Here is a 20,330-nt window from a genome sequence, read left to right as displayed (position 1 = left end):
CAAATCAAAAATTGTTAAGACATAATAGTAGGTGACGTGATGAAAGTAGAATTATTTGATTTTTACTTGCCAGAAGAACAAATTGCACAGGTACCATTGGAGGACCGAACTGCAAGTAAGTTGATGGTATTAAATAAAAAATCAGGCGAGTTAGAGCATACGACTTTTAGCCAAGTTAAAAACTATCTTCGTAAAGGCGATTGTCTTGTTCTAAATGACACTCGTGTCCTTCCTGCTAGGCTTTTTGGGGTAAAACTAGACACTGGAGCAAAAGTGGAGGTTTTATTATTAAAGCAATTAGAAGGGGACAAGTGGGAAACGCTTGTCAAGCCTGCTAAACGAGTAAAAGAAGGCACCATTATTGAGTTTGGGGACGGTTTGTTAAAAGCTACATGTGTAGGAACTGCAGAACATGGTGGCCGTACATTAGAATTCGAATATGAAGGTATTTTTTATGAAGTACTTGATCAACTAGGGGAAATGCCTTTACCGCCATACATAAAAGAACAATTGGATGACCGTGAACGATATCAAACTGTTTTTGCAAGAGAAAGAGGTTCTGCAGCAGCTCCAACAGCAGGTCTACATTTTACAGAAGAATTGTTAAGTGAATTAAAAGAAATGGGAATCCATATTGCCTTTATTACCTTGCATGTTGGGTTAGGAACCTTTCGCCCTGTTAGTGTAGAGGATATCAATGAACATGAAATGCATGCTGAGTTCTATCAGATGACAGAAGGCACAGCGAGACTCTTAAATCAGGTGCGAGAACAAGGTGGACGAATTATTTCTGTTGGGACTACTTCAACAAGAACACTAGAAACGATTGCCCGAGACCATAATGGAAAGTTTAAAGAAGCTAGTGGGTGGACAGATATATTTATTTACCCAGGGTTTGAATGGAAGGCAATAGATGGAATGATTACTAATTTCCATTTACCTAAATCGACTTTAATTATGTTGGTTAGTGCCTTAGCTGGCCGTGAAAATGTGCTCAATGCCTACAATACAGCAGTAAAACAAGGCTATCGTTTTTTTAGCTTTGGAGATGCAATGTTAATCCTATAAAATAGGTCATAATGGAAGGAGTTACGATTTTGACTGCAATAAGATACGAATTAATTAAAACGTGTAAGCAAACAGGTGCCAGACTGGGACGGGTTCATACCCCTCATGGCTCTTTTGAAACACCAGCCTTTATGCCTGTTGGAACTCTAGCAACAGTAAAAACGATGTCCCCTGAGGAATTAAAGGAAATGGGTGCAGGAATTATCTTAAGTAATACATACCACCTTTGGTTGCGTCCTGGACATGAAATTATTAGAGAAGCTGGCGGACTGCATAAATTTATGAATTGGGATCGCGCCATTTTAACTGATTCTGGCGGTTTTCAAGTATTTAGCTTAAGTGAGTTTAGACAAATTGAAGAAGAAGGTGTCCATTTCCGCAATCATTTAAACGGTGATAAATTATTTTTATCCCCTGAAAAAGCGATGGAAATCCAGAATGCACTAGGTTCCGATATTATGATGGCCTTCGATGAATGTCCACCTTATCCCGCGTCATTTGAATATATGAAAAAATCAGTGGAGCGTACATCTAGATGGGCTGAGCGCTGTTTAGCTGCCCACCAAAGACCACAAGATCAGGGTCTTTTTGGAATTGTACAAGGCGGAGAATATGAAGAGCTAAGAAAACAAAGTGCCCGAGATCTAGTCTCTCTCGATTTCCCAGGATATGCTGTTGGTGGTTTATCTGTTGGTGAACCGAAGGATGTTATGAACCGTGCATTAGAGTTTACCACCCCTTTATTACCGACAAATAAACCACGTTACTTAATGGGTGTTGGTTCTCCAGATTCTCTAATAGATGGTTCTATTAGAGGTATTGATATGTTTGATTGTGTACTACCAACTCGAATTGCTCGAAATGGTACTCTTATGACAAGTAATGGACGTCTAGTAGTGAAGAATGCTAAATATGCGAATGACTTTGGACCAATTGATGAAAATTGTGATTGCTATACTTGTCGTAATTATTCTCGTGCCTACATTCGTCATTTGATTCGTTGTGATGAAACGTTCGGAATAAGACTTACATCTTATCATAATCTCTATTTTCTGTTAAAATTAATGGAACAGGTCAGACAAGCGATACGTGAAGATCGTTTAGGGGACTTTAGAGAAGAGTTTTTTGAACAATACGGATTCAATCAACCGAATGCAAAAAACTTTTAATTAGGCCATGCCTAACCTATTTTACTTGAAAGGAGGGGAAAAGAATGAATGGTATGTTAGGAACAGTTGGACCGTTAATACTTATGTTTGTATTATTTTACTTTTTATTAATTCGTCCTCAACAAAAACGTCAAAAGAATGTTCAACAAATGCAAACTAATTTGAAAAAAGGTGACCGTATCGTAACAATCGGTGGGTTACATGGTTTTGTTGACTCCGTTGACGAAGATAAAGTAGTCATTAAGTGTGGCGATGGCAGTAGACTTACATATGATCGTGCTGCAGTGAGAGAAGTTCTAGAAGCTGCTGCTGCTGTTCAATAAGACAAAATAAAAGGAAGCACGTCATTAGACTGCTTCCTTTTATTTTTGTGAAGGAATTTATAAATTTTAACTTATGGATAACTTTAGACAAGTTTTTCGTAATCCAGCTCCAGCGCCTAGCCCCTCGAGGTCAAATAACCTGTAGTGTAAGAAGTCAAAAAGCAGACTTCTTACACTACAGAACATTTGCTTGTCGGGGCTGTTCGAGGCGCTTGCGCTTTTTGTTTTTACGCCTTTTTTGCTGTAGTCATATTTACTCCTAGAATACCGCCCATCATGGCTACTAACATATAACAAGTATGGTAAATGATCTGTTCTACTGTAAACAAGCTGTCATGACCTAAGTATTGAAATAAGAAAATAATAATGGAGTAAATCAAGCCTGTTCCTCCACCAAGTAGCCAACCTTTTTCTTTCCCTTTCCCTCCGGATATAAACCCACCGATAAATAGAGAAATAAAGGAAACAGCCGTTACAATAAATTGCAGAGAAGATTCTTGAGTAGAAGTAAATCTCAATAATAATGAAAAAATCAAACTACAAACAATTGCCACTACAAAAATACTTACAATACCGTATAGAATAGAAACCCCCAAATTTTTTGATTCGATGATATTTCTCCCCCTTCTATTTCGAATACTGTTTGACAAGCTATTTCATAAACATGAAATAAAAGCTTGTTTCCTAGTACGAGCATATTCAGTTAGAACGGAAATTAGAATCAAAACTTGTATTACGATGGGAAAAAGAATGGAAAGAAAAGGAACGTGATAAGCTGAATCAAATTAATCTAAAAGCAAAAAATAAACATAAATGCATTCAAGGGGAGAGGTTCGAATGGAAGAATATTTATTTATTATTCTGCGCACGATCTTCCTTTATATCTTACTGTTATTAATATTTAGAGTGATGGGAAAAAGGGAAATCGGCGAGCTTAGTATATTGGATCTAGTTGTCTTTATTATGATTGCTGAAATGGCAGTTCTTTCTATTGAAAATCCTCGTGATCCCATTATGCACAGTTTATTGCCTATGGTTTTATTGATGATTATTCAAATTGGTTTTTCTATCTTATCATTAAAGAGTAAACGATTCCGTGATCTTGTTGAGGGTAAACCCATCATCATTATCAACCGTGGCAAAATAGATGAAAAAGAAATGCGACGACAACGTTATAATTTTGATGACTTATTATTACAACTTCGGGAAAAGGATATCCGAAATATTGCAGATGTAGAGTTTGCTATTCTGGAGCCATCAGGAAAATTATCTGTTTTTGAAAAGCAAAAAAGTAAAAAATCAGGTGATATTACCATCCCATTAATAATGGACGGAAGTATACAGGAAGTGAATTTATCACGAATAAATAAAACCAATTTGTGGTTACGTCAGCAATTAAGAAAAAAGGGTTATACCGATTTAAAGAAGATATCTTTTTGCAGTTATCACAATGGCACCTTTTATATTGATTTAATAGATGAAGAAAAATAAAAACACGTCAGTTTTTTGACGTGTTTATTGCTTCCTATTTAAATGCTAGTTTGGAAAGTGTAGGTCCTACCCAAGGTATACGTTTGATTTCATCGCTTTTCACGAGCCCAAAACCAACCAATAGCACAACATAAAGGAGTGCCATCAAGCTTAAGGCAGTTAAAACAATGGTTACTTGAGAATATTCACCGTTCATTTTCTCTATCGTAAAGTATCCTGACCATCCTGAAATAAACATGACGATAAACGTTTTTAGATAATCTCTTATATAGAATGTAAAGGAAATTCTTTTTAATACTGTAGCAAAATGCAGCATTGTAACCAACACAAAACCGACAATAATTCCAAGGGCAGCACCTTTTATTCCGAATGCTGGCTGTGTTGCTAATAAGAAAATAACTGCTATTTTCACAATATTTCCAATAAGGCTATTAATCATGGCAGCTCTAGCTAAATTTAAAGCTTGGAGAGAAGCCTGCAACGGACCTTGATAATAATAAAAGAGGAAAAAAGGTGCCATTAACTGAATGAAATAGGAACCGTTTGATGAACCATACATAAGTTGCATGAGCGGTTCAGCGAGTACATATAAAACTACAACGGATAATCCTCCTGTAACGAAGGCAAATCTAAGTGCCTGTTGAAGTCTATATTCAATTAGTTTTTTGTTATTTTGAGAATTAGCTTCACTAATAGCAGGAACTAGAGATGTGGCTAATGAATACGTCACGAAAGAAGGTAGTAATAACAAGGGCATGGCATATCCAGTTAACGCTCCGTATTGTTTCGTTGCGATATTGGCTGCCACACCAGCAATGGCTAAACTATGGGCTACAACAATAGGTTCAAAAAACCAAGCAACCGAACCAATCATTCTGCTTCCTGTTGTTGGAAGGGCGATATTCATTAATTCCTTAAAGGTTTGTTTTCCTGAGGAGACGTTTTTAAAGAAATTTTTACGAACTGGAAACCTCTTTTTAATTTTAAAAGCGGTAAACAAATAAATTAAAGAAATCAATTCTCCAGCAACCGATGCTAACATCGCACCAGCAGCAGCATACTCGATGCCATAAGGAATAAACGCTTTTGTTAAAACAGCGATTAAAAAAATTCGAACTACCTGTTCTAACACTTGGGAATAGGCAGCGGGCTTCATATTCTGTCGACCTTGGAAATAACCTCTAAGGACTGATGAAATGGCGATAATAGGTACAACTGGTGCAATGGCCATTAATGGATAGTAAATCCGGTCATCAGTAAATAAGGTTTTAGATAAATAAGATGCACTTAATAATAATGCAGGTGTAAAAAGTATCGATAAGAATCCTGTTGTAGCTAATGAAACCACAAGAATTTTTTTGATTTTCCGCATGTCACCTTGTGCTTCAGCTTCGGCCACATTTTTTGAAATGGCAACGGGTAAACCAATTTGCGTGATCGTTACAACTAGAATGAGAGTCGGAAATGCCATCATATAAAGACCGACGCCTTCTTCACCTATAAACCTTGCAATCACAATCCGATTGATAAACCCTAAAATTCTCGTTATAAACCCAGCTAGTAATAAAATAATGGTTCCCCTAAGAAACTTAGACATTCAACTCACTGCCTTCTCAAAATAGGTGATATCGTTTACAATTAACTATATGCAAGTAGGTGGACAAAGCATGACAAGAAGGTTTGTTTTTCATAATGGATTATAGAATGAAAAGGGGGAAAACGATTGAATAGCGCTCATTTATACGATCATTTTCGAAATCAAGTTCAACCGGCGCTTCAAAGCAAGTTAGAAGAATTATATTTACTTGGGTATGGAAAGGTTTCGGAAACTCAGTTATGGGGTTTTTTAACGAAGAAAAAATGGAAGAAACCTAAAGAAGAAATTCGTCTATATGAAGTGGTTCAAGAGATCCTTTCACTGGAACCAGGTGAATTTATGAACTATCAGACTGTCGAGGCATTAAAGTCATCGGAATTTTCGTTTCAAAATGAAGAAGATTGGAAAGCTTTAATGAAGTAAATGTAAAAATTATTCTCATATTCCATCTTTAGATAAATTGACACTCTATTCAATCTATACCATAATAAAAACATTGGTCTTTTAGTTTTGTTTTTTCATAGGGAGGCAATTACATAATGGTAAAACGCAGTAGAATCGTTGCATTCTTCTTAATTATCCTTTTACTTGGGGGATTAATGGGAGGCACAACGAAAAATATTTTAAACAATATCAAGCTCGGCTTGGACTTACAAGGCGGATTTGAAGTATTGTATGATGTAAAACCTGCAAAAAAAGGTCAGAAAATTGATAAAGAAACAATGGCAAGCACTGCTGAAGCACTGGATAAAAGGATCAATGTCCTTGGTGTAAGTGAACCAAATATCCAAATTGAAGGTAATAAACGAATTCGTGTGCAGCTTGCAGGAGTAGAAGATCAAAATAAGGCACGTGAAATCCTTTCAACAGAAGCCAATTTGACCTTCCGTGATGCTAATGATGAACTGATGATGGATGGTTCCGACTTAGTTGAGGGTGGAGCAAAACAAACGTTTGATGATAAAGGAAAGCCAAGTGTTTCCCTTAAATTGAAAAGCGCAGATAAGTTCCGCCAAGTAACGGAAAAAATTGTGAAAATGGCACCCAATAATCAGTTAGTTATTTGGTTAGATTTTGAAGAAGGTAAAGATTCTTTTAAAACAGAAGTAACGAAAAAGGATCCTAAATTTATTTCAGCACCAAATGTAAGTCAAATTTTTAACCAAGATACGGTTTCCATTGTCGGGAATTTTACAATGGAAGAAGCTACAACATTATCTTCATTATTAAATGCCGGAGCTTTACCAGTTAAATTGGATGAAGTATATTCAACATCTGTTGGAGCAAAATTCGGTGAACAAGCGATGCACAAAACAGTTATTGCCGGAATCATAAGTATGATTTTCATCTTTATTTTTATGACCTGGTATTACCGTTTCCCTGGATTTATTGCATCCATTGCTTTAACCATTAACTTATTTATTAACTTACTCATTTTTGACTGGATAAACGGGGTTTTAACCTTACCAGGTATTGCTGCCTTAATTTTAGGTATCGGTATGGCCGTTGATGCCAATATCATCACGTACGAACGGATTAAGGAAGAAATAAAAATTGGTAGAACGATTAAGTCTGCCTTCCAAGCTGGTAACAAAAATTCATTATCGACTATTGTGGATGCAAACTTAACGACGATCTTAGCTGCCATTGTATTATTCGCATACGGGACAAGCTCTGTAAAAGGGTTTGCGACTATGTTAATAATTAGTATTTTAACAGTCTTTATAACAGCCATTTATGGATCAAGATGGTTATTATCATTATGGGTTAATAGTAATTTCTTTAAAAATAGACCAGGCTGGTTTGGGGTAAAACAATCTGAAATACATGATATTGCAGAAAACTTTGATGCCCTGGATTTACCAACAAGATTTGATAAACTCGACTTTGTTAAATCCCGTAAAATTTGGTTTATTTTTTCAAGTACTGTAATTGCTCTAGGTATCATTGTTATTGCTATTTTCCGATTGAATTTAGGAATTGATTTCTCAAGCGGAACAAGAATTGAAGTTTTATCAGATAAAGCTCTTACTACATCTGTTATAAAAGATGCTCTAGAGGACGTAAATGTTAATACAGACGATATTGTTATTTCAGGTAATGACAATAACATTGGTGTTGCAAGATATAAAGGTGTCCTATCTAAAGATGAAATTGCGAACTTAAAAACAGAATTCCATAATAAGTTTGGTGCTGAGCCAAGTGTAAGTACGGTTTCACCGACAGTAGGTAAAGAATTAGCTAAAAATGCAATGATTGCAACCATTATTGCTTCAATTGGGATTATCATTTATGTAGCTTTCCGATTTGAAATTTATATGGGACTTGCTGCGGTATTAGCATTATTGCATGATGCATTCTTTATTATTTCTTTCTTCAGTATTACACGTTTAGAAGTGGATATTACGTTTATTGCAGCCATCCTAACCATCATTGGTTATTCGATTAATGATACCATCGTTACGTTTGACCGAATTCGTGAAAACATGCAGAAAAAACGTAAGATTCGTACAAATGAAGAAATTGCAGAAGTTATTAATAAAAGTATCCGTCAAACTCTTACACGTTCCATCAATACTGTATTAACAGTTGTCGTTGCAACGTTAATGATTTTAATTTTCGGTAGCGAATCTATCCGAAACTTCTCAATTGCCTTATTTGTTGGGTTAATCTTTGGATGTTACTCTTCACTATTTATTGCAGCCCAATTATGGTATGTATTAAAATGTAAAGAGCTGAAAAAGAAAGGTGTTCTTAAAACCTTTAAAGAAAAGAAAGTTTCATCAGACCAACCACAAGTATAATTTATTAAGGCTAGTTCAAACACGAACTAGCCTTTTTTTATTTTAAAAGCATTATAATGGTGAATTTCTTGTGGATCGGAAATCCATATACAAGTCCTCCCAAATAATGTACCAACTATTTTAATTGAAACAGAAGAAAACGTTTTGTATAATAGGATAGGCTAAGGGGTGACCGTATGTTAAAACCAAAAACTAGATGGAATGTTCGCCAAGCTGATAAGGTCTTGGTGGATAATTTAACGAAAGAATTGAACATAACACCTCTTGTTGCACAGTTACTTGTTAACCGCGGAATGGATACCGTTGAAGGGGCACGGTATTTTTTATTTGGGAAAGAACAATTTCATGATCCTTTTTTATTAAAGGATATGGATGTAGCGGTAACGAGAATTAAAGAGGCCATTGAAAAGCAAGAACCGATCCTTATTTTTGGAGATTATGACGCTGACGGAGTAAGCAGTACTACCGTTATGATGAAAACGCTAGTTGATTTAGGTGCAAACGTTAATTTTTATATCCCCAATCGCTTTACTGAAGGTTATGGACCAAATGAACCAGCTTTTCGCCATGCATTTGAAAATGGAATTAAATTAATCATAACTGTCGATACAGGCATTTCCGCTTTAAATGAGGCTAATGTTGCCAAGGAACTTGGACTTGATTTAATTATTACCGATCATCATGAGCCAGGTCCTGTTTTACCTGAGGCATTAGCTATCATTCATCCAAAATTAGAAGATAGTATATATCCTTTTAAAGATTTAGCAGGTGTCGGAGTAGCCTTTAAATTAGCTCATGCACTATATGGAAAAGTACCAGAACACCTTCTGGAAATCGCGGTTATTGGAACCATTGCAGATCTTGTACCCCTTAAAGATGAGAATCGTTTAATTGCTAAAGCGGGTATTCAAAAGTTGATTCAGACTGAAAATGTTGGACTAAGAGCTTTGTATAAGGTATGTGGTATCGATCCACAATCTATTTCTGAAGATACAATAGGTTTTACTCTGGGACCAAGAATCAATGCAGCTGGTAGATTAGGCGATGCAGACCCTGCTGTCCATTTACTGCTTACCGAAGATATATCGGAAGCGAGTGAACTAGCAGAAGAAATTGATGAAATCAATCGTACTAGACAAACGATTGTGAATGAGATAACCGAAGAGGCCATTCAAATGGTGGAGGAATCCTTAGCTCAAGCTGATCAAAAGGTTATCATAGTGGGCAAAGAAAACTGGAATTCAGGAGTAGTTGGTATTGTTGCTTCTAGATTAGTTGACCGATACTATCGGCCAACCATTGTATTAAGCTATGACAGAGAAAAAGGGCTAGCCAAAGGTTCAGCACGAAGTATCGATGGATTTGATCTTTTTCAAAACCTCTCCTTATGTCGAGATATACTTCCTCATTTTGGCGGTCATACAGCTGCGGCAGGTATGACATTAAACTTGGAGGATGTAGACCTTCTAAGATCTAGGTTAAATGAGTTGGCTACCCAACAATTATCAGAAGAATTCCTTGTTCCATTAACCCATCTTGATGGTGAATTCCAACTAGAAGAAATTCAGTTGGACTCTATAAAAGAAATGATGTTATTAGCCCCTTTTGGAATGGATAATCCTAAACCAAAAGTATTAGTAAAAGACAGTAGCATTGCAAATATTAGAAAAATAGGTTCTGAACAAAATCATTTGAAAATGACAATCGAACAAAATGGAGTTCAGTTAGATGGGATTGGTTTTGGCTTAGGAAAACTTTTTGATGAAATATCTCCAATATCTATGATTTCTGTTATTGGTGAGTTATCTATAAATGAATGGAATAACGTTCAAAAACCGCAAATTTTTCTACAAGACCTAACTATTCAACATTGGCAATTATTTGATTGGCGAGGAAATAAACGTGTAGGAACATTGTTAAAAACTCTTCCGCCAACAAATACTAAATTTATCATCTTTCATCAGAATTCGGTCGATATATTTAATAATTGGATAGCGGCTGAGGATATCATATTTATCTCCTCAGAAGAACATGCTCGCAGTTTGATGCTTGACGATTGCAATGTGGTCTTTCTTGATTTCCCATCTTCCAAGAAAATGATGGCAGAGTTATTAAAGGGGAAAAATCCAGCAAGGCTATATACTCATTTCTATAAAAGAGACAGTGCCTTTTTTAATACAATGCCGACTCGTGATCATTTTAAATGGTACTACGCTTTTTTAGCGAAAAAGGGTTCTTTTGACTTAAAACGCTTTGGTGATGATTTGGCAAAACATCGTGGATGGTCAAAAGAAACAATAGAATTTATGTCACAGGTGTTTTTTGAGTTGAATTTTGCTACAATAAACAATGGATTTATTTCCTTGGAAAAGATTGCACCAAAACGAGATTTATCAGAATCAAATGCATACCAAGAAAGACAAGCACAATTTACTCTTGAAAACGATTTGCTTTACGCCTCATTTAAACAATTAGTAAGTTGGTTTGAGGATGTTTTTCAAGAGTCTGTGGAAAATAGGGAGGCAATAAAAGAATGGATTTAAAACAATTTATTACAATAGTAGAAGATTGGCCAAAACCTGGAATAAAATTTAAAGATATTACTACATTAATGGATAACGGTCCTGCTTATAAGTATGCAACCGATCAGATTGTGGAATATGCAAAAGAAAGAGATATTGATTTGGTTGTTGGTCCTGAAGCACGCGGTTTCATTATCGGATGTCCTGTAGCTTATTCTCTAGGAGTAGGCTTTGCACCTGTTCGTAAAGAGGGTAAATTACCGCGTGAAACTATTAAAGTACAATATGGCTTAGAATATGGAAGTGATATTTTAACTATTCATAAAGATGCGATAAAGCCTGGTCAACGTGTATTAATTACTGATGATTTACTTGCAACAGGTGGTACAATTGATGCGACCATCAAGCTTGTAGAAGAATTAGGCGGCATTGTTGCTGGTATTGCATTCTTAATTGAATTATCTTACTTAGAAGGACGCAATAAATTAGACGGTTACGATATCTTAACATTAATGAAATACTAAAATAGAGGAGAGCACTTCTTATAGGAGTGTTCTTTTTTTATGAAATTTATAAATTTTAAACTTTGAATAACTTTAGTCAGGTTTATCGTAATCCAGCTCCAGCGCCTAGCCCCTCGAGGTCAAATAACCTGTAGTGTAAGAAGTCAAAGTACAGACTTCTTACACTACAGAACATTTGCTTGTCGGGGCTGTTCGAGGCGCTTACGCTTTTTGTTTAAACGACATTTTTCGACAGAATTCTGGTTTTTCTTTAAAAAATAAAAGCTTTCCCTTTACATTCGATGATTTTTTTTCGATAATAGATACAATCATCACAAATTAAATCTTTTTATTTCCTATAAAAAGGTTCAATTTTGGATAAATATGTTTACATGAACAATACGGCAATATTTTGCATTAAATATAAAATAATTTAGTTAAAGGTGATTATATGGCGAACGATAACGTGTTGACCGCAGAACAAGTTATCGACATAACAAGAAAATATATGAACGATGAGCATGTTGCAATCGTCAACAAGGCATATGAGTTTGCCCAAAATGCCCATCGTGAACAATATCGAAAATCAGGGGAACCTTATATTATTCATCCTATTCAAGTTGCTGGAATATTAGCTGACTTAGAAATGGATCCGGCAACTGTTGCCGCTGGTTTTCTCCATGACGTCGTTGAAGATACTCATGTCTCGTTAAAAGACATAAAAGAAGCCTTTAATGAAGAAGTGGCGATGTTAGTCGATGGAGTAACAAAGTTAGGAAAAATTAAATATAAATCTCATGAGGAACAGCAGGCTGAGAATCACCGAAAAATGTTTGTAGCCATGGCCCAAGATATTAGAGTTATTCTCATTAAATTGGCTGACAGACTCCATAATATGAGAACGTTAAAGCATCTTCCATCTGAGAAGCAGCGAAGAATTGCCAATGAAACATTAGAAATCTTTGCTCCTCTCGCCCATCGTCTAGGGATTTCTAAAATCAAATGGGAACTTGAAGATACTGCTCTTAGATATTTAAACCCTCAGCAATACTATCGTATTGTTAATTTGATGAAAAAAAAGCGAGCTGAACGAGAGCAATATTTAGATGAAGTTATTCTCGAGGTTCGTTCAAGGCTAAAAGAAGTCAATATTAAAGCTGAAATTTCAGGCAGACCAAAACATATCTATAGTATTTATCGTAAAATGGTCCTTCAAAATAAACAGTTCAGTGAAATTTATGACCTACTGGCTGTTCGTGTAGTGGTAAATAGCATTAAAGATTGTTATGCCATTCTAGGAATTGTCCATACATGCTGGAAACCAATGCCAGGTCGTTTTAAAGATTATATTGCCATGCCAAAACCAAACATGTATCAATCATTGCATACAACGGTTATTGGTCCAAAAGGGGACCCATTAGAAGTTCAAATCCGTACCTTCGATATGCATCGTATCGCAGAATTCGGGGTTGCCGCACACTGGGCATATAAAGAAGGTAAAAATATTGATGGCAGCTCTTCTTTTGAAGAGAAGTTAAGCTGGTTTAGAGAAATATTAGAATTTCAGAATGATATTACCAATGCTGAAGAATTTATGGAATCTCTGAAAATCGATTTATTCTCTGATATGGTGTTTGTGTTTACACCTAAAGGTGATGTGATTGAACTGCCATCAGGTTCTGTCCCGATTGATTTCTCATACCGAATACACTCCGAGATTGGTAATAAGACCATTGGTGCGAAAGTAAATGGGAAGATGGTCACACTCGATTATCAATTAAAAACAGGGGATATTGTTGAAATTTTAACCTCAAAACATTCTTATGGACCAAGTCAAGATTGGTTAAAGCTTGCTCAAACATCACAAGCGAAAAATAAAATTAGAGCCTTTTTCAAAAAACAGCGAAAAGATGAGAATGTTGATAAGGGAAAAGAGCTTGTTGAAAAAGAAATACGGAATATGGGCTTTGATATAAAAGAAATTTTAGCAGCGGAAAATATTAAACGAGTTTCAGAAAAATTTAATTTTGCTAATGAAGAAGATATGTATGCAGCTGTTGGTTACAACGGAATTACGGCCCTTCAAGTAGCAAACCGCTTAACCGAAAAGTGGAGAAAGAAACGAGATCTAGAGCAGGTCACAACCATTTCTGAGGCTGTTTCTGAATTAAAATCTTTCCCTAATACGAAAAAGCGAGAATCAGGGGTAAGAGTTGCTGGTATTGATAATCTATTAATTCGATTATCCAAGTGCTGTAATCCGGTTCCAGGGGATGAAATCTCTGGTTTTATTACAAAGGGCCGCGGAGTCTCTGTTCATCGTGTCGATTGTCCGAATATCGAAACGGGTGAGGCTCAATCACGTTTAATCCCAGTTGAATGGGAAACCTCTTTAAATGATCGCAAAGAATATAATGTTGATATTGAAATTAGCGGGTATGATCGCAGAGGCTTGTTAAACGAGGTTTTACAAGCGGTTAATGAAACAAAGACGAATATTTCTGCTGTTTCAGGTCGTTCTGATCGAAATAAAATGGCCACTATTATTATGTCGATAGCTATTCATAATGTTAGTCATCTTCAAAAAGTAGTTGACCGTATAAAACAAATCCCAGATATCTATTCTGTAAGAAGGATTATGAATTAGGAGTTTAACAAATGCGTGTAGTCGTTCAACGAAGCAAAGAGGCTAGTGTCACAGTTGAAGGGAAAATAACTGGACAGATAAAGAAGGGGCTTGTCTTATTGGTAGGGGTAACCCATGATGATACCTTTGAAGATGCTGAATTTGTGGCTGATAAAATTGTGAACCTGCGAATTTTTGAGGATGAAAATGATAAAATGAATCATTCTCTTATCGATGTAGGAGGAGAGATTTTATCTGTTTCCCAGTTTACGTTATATGGGGATTGTCGTAAGGGACGTCGTCCAAACTTTATGGCTGCTGCAAGACCAGAACATGCTATAACCATATATGAAAAATTTAATGCTTTGTTACTTGATAAAGGAATATCAGTAGAAACAGGAATTTTTGGTGCAATGATGGATGTTGCCCTCGTTAATGATGGCCCTGTTACCTTAATAGTAGAAAGTAAGAATGAAAAAAGCTGACCGTAGTTGGTCAGCTTTTTTTATAAGTTAGTTTTAAAATATTTTGCTAGGCCATTAAAGATACCTGTTGCTGCTGTCTCTTGGTATTGTGGTGAATTAACCGTTGTTTCCTCTGCAGGATTACTTAAATACCCAAGTTCGAGTAAAATAGCCTTTTGATTATTTTCTCTTAATACATGGTAATCTCCAAAACGGACGCCGCGGTCTTTTAATTTTGTTTGGCTAATGACAGAACTATGAACAGCCTCAGCAAGCGGTCTTTGATAGGAATGATAATAATAAGCCGTCATTCCGCGAACACTGCGATCTAAAATACTATCATAATGAATACTAATAAAGGCATCTGCATTATGATAATGGGCTGTACTAACACGTGAACGTAATGAAAAATACGTATCATTTGTTCTAGTAAGGATAGCATTTGCTCCAGATGCTCGAAGTTTATCATATAGCAGTTTAGCAGTCCGCAACGTTAATTCCTTTTCAAATGTTCCTCTTGCCCCTGTCGTACCATTATCTCCGCCACCATGTCCAGGGTCGATAATAATGGTTTTATTTTTTAAGTGAGCTTCTGCTCCTGGTTTTTCAACCTGTGGAGCTGAACCGGTTACTGATACAATCCAGCCCGCAATGTAAGCAGAGGATCCATCCTTTAGGGTAATTTCATACCAATCGCCATTTAAGCTTTTTACAGCGAATTGGTCTCCCTGATTGGCACGAAGGACAACAGAAGTAGAGACATTTGGACCACTGCGGATATTGGTACCATCATGAAGGATCGTTACAAAACTTTCTTTCACTTCTTGTGACTGTGTAGGAGTTGTTTCAGGTACAGACTTATCTAAATACCAAGAAGCAACCCAACCAAATTGTTTTGGGCTATATTCAATTTTACTCCAATTATTCACTTCTTCTAATATCGTAAAAGAACTTCCCTTAGAAACACTGCCGACAATTTTTCCGCTTAAGTCTGCTTTATTTCGTATGTTTAATCCGTTTGCTGTAACCGTGCCTACAATACCACTTGCGGAAGGTGCTTCTGTTTCTTCTGGTTCGGTGGTGTTTGTTGCTGGAGAATGAAGGTCAACAAATTCTGAACTAATCCATGCCTTTTTATTTTGAAATTCAATTTGTGTCCATTCTTTTGTGGAAGAAATAACCTTCACCTGAGCTCCCTTTTGAAGCTTTCCAACGATACTTGATTGTAGGGAGGCATCGCTTCTTACATTAAGGGAGTTAACATTGATAGTTCCGGTTCCCAGATTGTTTGGGGATGTTTGCGCTGGCTCTGTTTCCTGTTTAGTTTGAACAATCGTGATAAATTCATTGGAAACCCATCCTTCGATGGAATTAGCAGCAATTTTAACCCAATTTTCATTTTTTTCTTTAATTATTACCTGATTCCCTGTGTTTAGATGGCCAATAGTTTGAAAGCTTGTCCCAGGACCATTTCTTACCCTTAGACCATCCACTGTAACTTGACCAATAGACTGTTCCAATTCACTCGATTTTGATTGTTGCTTGTCTTTCTTTTGAACAAGCCAATTGGCAACCCAGCCGGTTTGGTTTTTACTAAGTTGAATTTGTATCCATTCATTTTTTTCATTTACAAGCGGAAAACTTTCATCTTTTTTCACTTGTTTCACAACTCGATAGCTTAGGCCTGGTCCTTCTCTAACATTTAATCCATCTATAGAGATGGTAACGAGACTTTCCGCATGAGCGAGTTGACTAGTAGTTGGTATGCCTCCGAAAAAGAGGAATGTGACGAATACTAGTGCGATTAACTTTTTCAAAAGCAACTCCCCTCCAAATTTTAACTATGAAACCATTTTAACGTAAAAATTCCAAAAATTCATTCCAAATGTTAAGAAACTTTAACTTTTTATCATTTGATGAAAATAATCTCATTCATTTGGAAACAATATGAAGAGTTTAAATGAGTAAATGAAAAAATAGTGAACGATGGGGGATGAATCAAATGAGAATGAGCAGCAAAGGATTTCAGGTAAACTCTGGAGAAAATCAACTTTTTGGGGTAGATTTTCATGACTTCATCCAAAGTGAAGCCAACTCTAATACGTTTGAATTAGCATCTGAGTTTGGATTAACTTTAGGAGATGTTAAGAAACTCAAAAAGAAAATGGAGCGTTCTTAAAAAACGCTCTTGACAACTTAAGGGTTGCTCCGTATGATTATATAAATATAATAACCTTAATATCCATAACTGATGATGGAGCATAGTAATTAAGAAACGGGTGAAAAGAGAGGAAATGTCTTAGGCTGAGAGCATTTCTACATGACGACTTAATGAATGAACACTCCGAAGGTTTCTTTCTGAACGATGAACTAGTAGGAAGGAACGTTGCAGGCGTTAACTGTTTGAGCGGAAGTTTGTTTTTATACATACAACTTCAACTAGGGTGGCACCACGGGAATAATAAAACTCTCGTCCCTTGTATTTATACAAGGAGACGGGAGTTTTTTGCTTTTATAAAGCTGTTTTCGTATAGATCGCAGTTTTAGGGCTTCTTAATAAGTGCCCAGCTCTTTTCTTCATTTTTATATGAGTTCGTTACCCTATTTGTGATTTGCCTATTTATTAGTTACAAAAAGCAACAATTTTTCAGAAAAGAGCTTTTTATAAAAGGTTTTCTTATTTTAGGAGGATTTTTATATGTTGATTAAGATTCCAAGAGGGACGCAGGATATACTTCCTGGTCAAGTTGAAAAATGGCAAGCAATTGAAACAAAAGCAAGAGAGATTTGTGAAAAATACCTTTACCGTGAAATTCGCACTCCAATTTTTGAACACACAGAATTGTTTTTAAGAACAGTTGGAGAAACAACGGATATCGTGCAAAAAGAGATGTATACTTTTATCGACCGTGGTGACCGTAGCTTAACTTTACGTCCAGAAGGTACTGCTTCAGCTGTTCGTTCCTATGTTGAGAATAAAATGTTTGGCGATGCTCAGCAACCAGTAAAATTATATTACCTAGGCCCTATGTTCCGTTATGAAAGACCTCAAGCAGGACGTTTTCGTCAATTTGTACAGTTTGGAATTGAAGCTCTTGGAAGTGCAGATCCAGCCATTGATGCAGAAGTTATTTCATTAGCCATGTCTCTTTATAAAGAAATGGGCTTAAAGAAATTAAAGCTTGTGATCAATAGCCTTGGTGATAAAGATAGCCGCACTGCCCACAGAGAGGCGTTAGTGAACCATTTTAAGCCAAGAATCGGTGAGTTTTGTCATGACTGTCAGAATCGTCTTGAGAAAAATCCTCTTCGAATTCTAGATTGTAAGCAGGATCGCGACCATGAGTTAATGAAAACGGCTCCGTCTATTGTCGATTATCTAAATGATTATTCACGAAATTATTTTGAAAAACTCCAAAAATACCTAACGGATATGGAGATACCTTTTGAAGTAGATCCTAATTTAGTTCGTGGATTAGATTATTATAATCACACTGCCTTTGAAATTATGAGTAATGCAGAAGGGTTTGGAGCTATTACTACATTATGTGGCGGTGGTCGATATAACGGCCTCGTAGAAGAATTAGGTGGCCCTGAAACACCTGGGATTGGCTTTGGATTAAGTATTGAAAGATTTATAGCAGCACTTGAGGCTGAAAAGGTAGATATGGAGTTAAGTGATTCGATTGATTGTTATTTAGTTTCGCTAGGAGATGCAGCGAAGGATTATACAGTGAAATTAGTACATGAGTTACGTTCAAATGGCTTCTCCGCGGAACGAGATTATTTAGATCGAAAAATCAAAGCTCAGTTCAAAGCGGCAGACAGACTTCGAGCTAAGTATGTTGCTGTATTAGGAGAAGATGAATTAAGTAATAACGTGATTAATTTAAAAGATATGTCTTCTGGTGAGCAGAAAGAAGTTAAGCTTGACCAATTCATAGAAACTCTTCAAAGAACTAAGGGGGATGCTTAAACATGTTTGGAAGATCATATTTTTGTGGCGAGGTTACAGAAACTGCTATTGGAGAAAAGGTCGTTTTAAAAGGATGGGTTCAAAAGAGACGTGACCTAGGCGGCTTAATATTTATCGATTTGCGCGATAGAACAGGTATTGTTCAAGTTGTGTTCCATCCAGACGTATCTTCAGAAGCCCTTAAAGTGGCTGAAAAGATCCGCGGTGAATATGTGTTAGATATTGAAGGTACAGTTGTTGCTAGACAAGAAGGAACGGTTAATGAAAACTTAAAAACAGGCCGGATTGAAGTTCAAGCTTTAAACGTAACCATTATTAACGAAGCAAAGACAACTCCGTTTGTCATATCCGACCAAACAGATGTATCGGAAGATGTTCGTTTAAATTATCGTTATTTAGATTTAAGACGTCCGGTTATGTTTGAGACCTTTAAGATGAGACATAAAGTAACAAAAGTAATTCGTGACTTTTTAGATGGGGAAGGTTTCTTAGATGTTGAAACCCCAATCTTAACGAAAAGTACACCTGAAGGAGCACGTGACTATTTAGTACCAAGCCGTGTTCATCCAGGAGAATTTTATGCCTTACCTCAATCACCACAGATTTTTAAACAATTACTAATGGTAGGTGGATTTGAGCGTTATTATCAAATTGCCCGCTGCTTCCGTGATGAGGATTTACGTGCTGACCGCCAACCGGAATTTACGCAAGTCGATATTGAAACAAGCTTTATGAGCCAAGATGATATTATGGCAATGATGGAAGAGATGATGACGAAGCTAATGAAAGAAGTAAAAGGCTTAGACATTTCCACTCCATTCTCTAGAATGTCATATACAGAGGCAATGAACCGATTTGGTTCAGATAAGCCAGATACACGTTTTGGTTTAGAGCTTACTGACCTTTCAGAATTTGCTAAGGATTGCGGGTTTAAAGTATTTGCTGCGGCAATCGAAAATGGAGGGCAAGTAAAAGCCATCAATGTAAAAGGGTCTGCAGATAAATATTCTCGTAAGGATATCGATGCTTTAACAGAGTTTGTTAGTCGTTACGGAGCTAAAGGATTAGCGTGGTTAAAGGTTGAAGCAGACGGCTTAAAAGGACCAATAGCTAAATTCTTCTCTGATGAAGACCAACAATCTATCCAAAAGACTTTAGATGCTGCTCAAGGTGACCTTCTGCTATTTGTTGCAGACAAAGGAAGCGTTGTTGCGGATGCATTAGGGGCACTTCGATTAAAACTCGGCAAAGAGCTAGAATTAATTGACCAAAGCAAATTCAATTTCCTCTGGATTACCGACTGGCCATTATTAGAGTACGATGAAGAAGCTGGCAGATATTTTGCGGCACATCATCCGTTTACGATGCCAGTTCGCAGTGATTTAGAGCTATTGGATAGCGATCCTTCTAAAGTAAGAGCTCAAGCGTATGACCTTGTCTTAAATGGCTATGAATTAGGTGGAGGGTCATTAAGAATATTCGAACGTCCAGTACAAGAAAAAATGTTCAAAGTACTTGGCTTTACTGAGGAAGAGGCTAAGGCTCAATTTGGTTTCCTATTGGAAGCTTTTGAATACGGAACACCTCCACACGGTGGAATAGCGATTGGATTGGACCGCTTAGTAATGTTATTAGCTGGTAGAACAAACCTAAGAGATACTATTGCATTCCCTAAAACGGCAAGTGCAAGTGATTTATTAATGGAAGCTCCTAGTATGGTAAGTCAAGACCAATTACAGGATCTTCATTTGTCACTAAATCTTAAAAAACAATAGGAATGTCCTATA

The 20,330-nt window shown here is 36.5% G+C and carries 16 protein-coding genes and 1 other annotated feature; of the genes, 13 read left to right on the top strand and 3 right to left on the bottom strand.

Features of this window, described 5'->3' with window-relative positions:
• The first annotated feature begins 39 nt into the window (after nucleotides 1-39).
• The 3 genes from queA to yajC are packed head-to-tail and all read left to right on the top strand — an operon-like array spanning nucleotide 40 to nucleotide 2,560.
• Nucleotides 40-1,068: a tRNA preQ1(34) S-adenosylmethionine ribosyltransferase-isomerase QueA gene (gene queA, locus ACSBPO_RS16505; protein WP_442595182.1), complete on the top strand. Its 1,029-nt coding sequence runs from the start codon at nucleotides 40-42 to the stop codon at nucleotides 1,066-1,068.
• Nucleotides 1,069-1,097: 29 nt separating this feature from the next.
• A complete protein-coding gene (gene tgt, locus ACSBPO_RS16500; protein WP_442595181.1) occupies nucleotides 1,098-2,237 on the top strand; it encodes a tRNA guanosine(34) transglycosylase Tgt in 1,140 nt (379 codons plus the stop codon).
• 53 nt (nucleotides 2,238-2,290) lie between these two features.
• The gene (gene yajC, locus ACSBPO_RS16495; RefSeq protein ID WP_442600395.1) at nucleotides 2,291-2,560 is read left to right on the top strand and encodes a preprotein translocase subunit YajC; all 270 of its coding nucleotides are present in this window, start codon (nucleotides 2,291-2,293) and stop codon (nucleotides 2,558-2,560) included.
• 227 nt (nucleotides 2,561-2,787) lie between these two features.
• On the opposite strand, the gene ACSBPO_RS16490 is transcribed toward yajC, so the two are convergent.
• A complete protein-coding gene (locus ACSBPO_RS16490; protein WP_442595179.1) occupies nucleotides 2,788-3,210 on the bottom strand; it encodes a TIGR04086 family membrane protein in 423 nt (140 codons plus the stop codon).
• Nucleotides 3,211-3,397: 187 nt separating this feature from the next.
• On the opposite strand from ACSBPO_RS16490, the gene ACSBPO_RS16485 reads away from it, so the two are divergent.
• A complete protein-coding gene (locus ACSBPO_RS16485; RefSeq protein ID WP_442595177.1) occupies nucleotides 3,398-4,051 on the top strand; it encodes a DUF421 domain-containing protein in 654 nt (217 codons plus the stop codon).
• 34 nt (nucleotides 4,052-4,085) lie between these two features.
• On the opposite strand, the gene spoVB is transcribed toward ACSBPO_RS16485, so the two are convergent.
• The gene (gene spoVB, locus ACSBPO_RS16480) at nucleotides 4,086-5,648 is read right to left on the bottom strand and encodes a stage V sporulation protein B (RefSeq protein WP_442595175.1); all 1,563 of its coding nucleotides are present in this window, start codon (nucleotides 5,646-5,648) and stop codon (nucleotides 4,086-4,088) included.
• 126 nt (nucleotides 5,649-5,774) lie between these two features.
• Here spoVB and ACSBPO_RS16475 point away from each other — a divergent pair, with 126 nt between their 5' ends.
• From ACSBPO_RS16475 to dtd, 6 genes are all read left to right on the top strand, one after another.
• A complete protein-coding gene (locus ACSBPO_RS16475) occupies nucleotides 5,775-6,071 on the top strand; it encodes a post-transcriptional regulator (protein ID WP_442595173.1) in 297 nt (98 codons plus the stop codon).
• Nucleotides 6,072-6,187: 116 nt separating this feature from the next.
• A complete protein-coding gene (gene secDF, locus ACSBPO_RS16470) occupies nucleotides 6,188-8,452 on the top strand; it encodes a protein translocase subunit SecDF (RefSeq protein WP_442595171.1) in 2,265 nt (754 codons plus the stop codon).
• A 176-nt stretch (nucleotides 8,453-8,628) separates the two neighbouring features.
• On the top strand, nucleotides 8,629-10,995 hold the full coding sequence (gene recJ / locus ACSBPO_RS16465) for a single-stranded-DNA-specific exonuclease RecJ (RefSeq protein WP_442595169.1): 2,367 nt from the start codon (nucleotides 8,629-8,631) through the stop codon (nucleotides 10,993-10,995).
• Complete coding sequence (locus ACSBPO_RS16460) at nucleotides 10,986-11,498, top strand: adenine phosphoribosyltransferase (protein ID WP_442595167.1); 513 nt, start codon at nucleotides 10,986-10,988, stop codon at nucleotides 11,496-11,498. Before recJ ends, ACSBPO_RS16460 begins: the two co-directional genes overlap by 10 nt.
• A 430-nt stretch (nucleotides 11,499-11,928) precedes the next feature.
• Nucleotides 11,929-14,124, top strand: a complete 2,196-nt coding sequence (locus ACSBPO_RS16455) for a RelA/SpoT family protein (RefSeq protein ID WP_442595165.1) — start codon at nucleotides 11,929-11,931, stop codon at nucleotides 14,122-14,124.
• An 11-nt stretch (nucleotides 14,125-14,135) separates the two neighbouring features.
• On the top strand, nucleotides 14,136-14,588 hold the full coding sequence (gene dtd / locus ACSBPO_RS16450) for a D-aminoacyl-tRNA deacylase (RefSeq protein ID WP_442595163.1): 453 nt from the start codon (nucleotides 14,136-14,138) through the stop codon (nucleotides 14,586-14,588).
• 20 nt (nucleotides 14,589-14,608) lie between these two features.
• Here the strand turns inward: dtd and ACSBPO_RS16445 are convergent, their stop codons facing one another.
• On the bottom strand, nucleotides 14,609-16,384 hold the full coding sequence (locus ACSBPO_RS16445; protein WP_442595161.1) for an SH3 domain-containing protein: 1,776 nt from the start codon (nucleotides 16,382-16,384) through the stop codon (nucleotides 14,609-14,611).
• 185 nt (nucleotides 16,385-16,569) lie between these two features.
• On the opposite strand from ACSBPO_RS16445, the gene ACSBPO_RS16440 reads away from it, so the two are divergent.
• The 3 genes from ACSBPO_RS16440 (at nucleotide 16,570) to aspS (ending at nucleotide 20,318) form a co-directional block, all read left to right on the top strand.
• Entirely contained in the window at nucleotides 16,570-16,746 is a 177-nt protein-coding gene (locus tag ACSBPO_RS16440) for a hypothetical protein (RefSeq protein ID WP_442595159.1), read from the top strand.
• Between the two features lie 63 nt (nucleotides 16,747-16,809).
• Nucleotides 16,810-17,048 (top strand) — a binding site (T-box leader).
• Nucleotides 17,049-17,265: 217 nt separating this feature from the next.
• Entirely contained in the window at nucleotides 17,266-18,543 is a 1,278-nt protein-coding gene (hisS, locus tag ACSBPO_RS16435) for a histidine--tRNA ligase (RefSeq protein ID WP_442595158.1), read from the top strand.
• 2 nt (nucleotides 18,544-18,545) lie between these two features.
• A complete protein-coding gene (gene aspS / locus ACSBPO_RS16430; RefSeq protein ID WP_442595155.1) occupies nucleotides 18,546-20,318 on the top strand; it encodes an aspartate--tRNA ligase in 1,773 nt (590 codons plus the stop codon).
• The last annotated feature ends 12 nt before the right edge of the window (nucleotides 20,319-20,330 follow it).

Source organism: Neobacillus sp. D3-1R (assembly GCF_052180215.1).
In the GTDB taxonomy this organism is placed as follows: domain Bacteria; phylum Bacillota; class Bacilli; order Bacillales; family Cytobacillaceae; genus Pseudoneobacillus.
Note: the sequence above shows the minus strand (reverse complement) of the source record. Positions and strands in the feature narration are given on the sequence as shown.